The organism is uncultured Romboutsia sp. (genome assembly GCF_958366745.1).
GTDB lineage: Bacteria > Bacillota > Clostridia > Peptostreptococcales > Peptostreptococcaceae > Romboutsia > Romboutsia timonensis.
Genome location: NZ_CATXCO010000299.1, coordinates 1 through 2,518 on the forward strand (window position 1 = coordinate 1; position 2,518 = coordinate 2,518).

General features: G+C 25.3%; 3 protein-coding genes. All 3 read right to left on the bottom strand.

Going from position 1 to position 2,518, the window contains the following annotated elements; all coding sequences use genetic code 11:
• Positions 1-185: 185 nt before the first annotated feature.
• Positions 186-1,040, bottom strand: a complete 855-nt coding sequence (locus Q5F54_RS12990) for a DUF6241 domain-containing protein (RefSeq protein ID WP_302334577.1) — start codon at positions 1,038-1,040, stop codon at positions 186-188.
• Positions 1,033-1,560 carry a sigma-70 family RNA polymerase sigma factor gene (locus tag Q5F54_RS12995; protein WP_071120221.1) on the bottom strand — a complete coding sequence of 176 codons (528 nt, stop codon included), beginning with the start codon at positions 1,558-1,560 and terminating at the stop codon, positions 1,033-1,035. The genes Q5F54_RS12990 and Q5F54_RS12995 overlap by 8 nt, the downstream gene beginning before the upstream one ends.
• 442 nt (positions 1,561-2,002) lie before the next feature.
• Positions 2,003-2,518 (bottom strand): PfkB family carbohydrate kinase (locus Q5F54_RS13000; protein ID WP_302334578.1); only part of this gene is annotated, 516 nt, incomplete at its 5' end.

Below are 2,518 nucleotides of genomic sequence, written 5' to 3' on the forward strand. Positions count from 1 at the left end.
TTTGAAATATTATCATATAGTGCTTCATAGTTACCTTCATTTAATATCTTTTCATAATTTTTAACTAAAGATTGTGCCTCATTGTTTTTGCTGTACCCTGATAAAACAAAAGTTGATAGTATAAGTATGCTTAAAAGTAAAATTACTTTTTTTAAAAATTTATTCATGTTTATCCCCCCATATATTTATTTAAAATATTTACTTTTTATTTTGTTAACTTCATAAGTATCTAGTGATAATGCTTTTCCAATATTACCATCTAACATATGCCATACATAGTTATGAACTAATACACCATTTTCAAAATCTCCATTTTTCCATTTGCTAAGCTCATAATGTAAATAGTCTCTTGCTTCTTCATCTCCTATATTCTTTAATGAATTTAGTGCAATATCTATAGTTTTAGGATTTATATCAATACTCCCATTCTTTCTTCCATCTATAGGCTTTATGATTTTATTACTCATTCTATGTATAAAATCAACTACTCCATATTGTGTATTTATTTCACTTATCTCAAGTACTTTTTCACTATTTTCTAATTCATTACCTAAACCTATAATTTCTGTATTATCATTCTCTACTTTATATTTAGTGGGTTTAACAAACTTTACTTTATTTTCATCATCTACAACTGCCCTAGGTATTATTTTATCAACTCCTATATATGATGCTATTTCATCTACATGTAATAAATTATTTATATTCTCTAATACATTCATAATTGGTGGAATATTATAAGCTAATGCTGGATTATATATTCCAATTGACAATAAAAGGGCTATACATGCTGCTAATTTTGATATAATCTTTTTATTCTTTTCTTTTTTAATATCTTCTTCTGCTTTGTCTATTGCTTCTTTAATTATAAGTTTTTTATCAAATTCAAACTTTATATTATTTATTTTTTCTTTATCTATATAAAAGTCTTCTATTTCTTTATCTATTTCTTCTATAGTTATGCTATCTATATCAACAAATTCATCATATATATTTTCATCTATTGAATTATACTGTTGTTTCTTTATAAATTTACTCATTGAAGTATCCCTCCTTTAACATTTTTTTCATATCCTTGAGAGCCTTTCTTAAATGAGTTTTAATTGTGTTCACAGGACGGTCTAATATTTTAGATATATCTTCTATTTTTAAGTCATCAATATATCTAAGAATAACTGCATCTTTATATTTATCCTCTAGTTCATCTATTGCATTATATAGATCAATTTTTATCTCTATCTTATCTTCAATTACAACTTCTTTTACATAAGAAGTCTCATCAAGTTCTAAATCTACCATCCCTTTATTTCTTAAATAATCATTTGCTACATTTATAAGTATTCTACTTAACCATGTCTTAAAATACTGTGGTTCTTTTAAACTTCTTATATTTCTATAAGCCTTGTATATAGTTTCTTGAACTATCTCTTTAACATCTTCTTCATATTTACATCTTATATAAGCTTCTCTACATAACCTATCAAAGTAGATATCCATAAGCTTTTCAAAAGCTTGCCTATCCCCTTTAATGGCTCTTTTAACTAAAAGTACGTCCTCCATCTTATCTCCTTCCAATATTTTATTCTATCTGTTAGACTTTATAATTTAATAAAAGGTTTTAAATATTTTTTATTTTTTTGTTTTTTAATAAAACTTTTAGATAATACTCTTTTCTATACTATTAATTTTACAATAAATATATAAATCCACCTATATTCTTAAAATTTTTTACGTATATGGAAATTATATCATGAAAAATTTGTGGATAACCTATGAATATAAGTAATATCAATAACTTTATAAAAGTAAAAAATGATATTTTGAAATGATTCGCCCACGCAGTGGCTCAAGCAACGGATGTATCCGTAGCGTGAGCAAGGATATATCGTTGGCGAAATGAGCGAAGCGAATTTTTTATTATATTGACAACGTAAAAAGCTACTCACAATTGAGTAGCTTTTTGCGTTTACTTATATAGGTTTTAATCATTTTTATAATAATCTTACCTATTTTTAATATATTCTTGAATTTCTTCTAAGTTTGCATATGAGGCTATAGCACCTTTTTTAGTTGTACTATATGCAGCATAATGATTAGCAAATAATAAATAATCTCTTATAGTATCACAACTTAACTTATCTATACCATCAAGATCAACTTCATTTTCTAATAACTTAAATAAAAATGCTCCAATAAATGAATCTCCTGCACCTGTTGTATCAACAACTTCAACTACATTACCTTCTATGCTAACTACTTTATCTTTAGTATATATTTCTGCTCCATCTTTACCTTTTGTAAAAATAACCATTTTTACGCTTCCATTAAATAGTACTTCTTTAGCATCTTCAATATTATTAAATCCTGTTATAAACTCTAATTCTTCATCTGATATTTTAACTATATGTGCAAAAGGTAAAAATTCAAGTATCGCTTTTCTACATTCATCTTCACTATTCCATAATGGTAATCTTACATTTGGATCAAAACTTATAATACTATTATTATCTATAGCACA